Consider the following 413-nt stretch of genomic DNA (forward strand, 5'->3'; position numbering starts at 1 on the left):
CCCCAGTAAACGGCGGCCGTAACTATAACGGTCCTAAGGTAGCGAAATTCCTTGTCGGGTAAGTTCCGACCTGCACGAATGGCGTAATGATGGCCAGGCTGTCTCCACCCGAGACTCAGTGAAATTGAACTCGCTGTGAAGATGCAGTGTACCCGCGGCAAGACGGAAAGACCCCGTGAACCTTTACTATAGCTTGACACTGAACATTGAGCCTTGATGTGTAGGATAGGTGGGAGACTATGAAGTGTGGACGCCAGTCTGCATGGAGTCAACCTTTGAAATACCACCCTTTAACGTTTTGATGTTCTAACCTAGGTCCATAATCTGGATCGGGGACCGTGTCTGGTGGGTAGTTTGACTGGGGCGGTCTCCTCCTAAAGAGTAACGGAGGAGCACGAAGGTTGGCTAAGCAT

The 413-nt window shown here is 51.1% G+C and carries 1 rRNA gene; it reads left to right on the plus strand.

From position 1 onward, the window contains the following. Nucleotides 1–413, plus strand: a 23S ribosomal RNA gene (locus BHE89_RS21390); the annotation flags it as partial.

It is taken from the genome of Shigella sp. FC1967 (assembly GCF_001743005.1).
In the GTDB taxonomy this organism is placed as follows: Bacteria; Pseudomonadota; Gammaproteobacteria; order Enterobacterales; family Enterobacteriaceae; genus Proteus.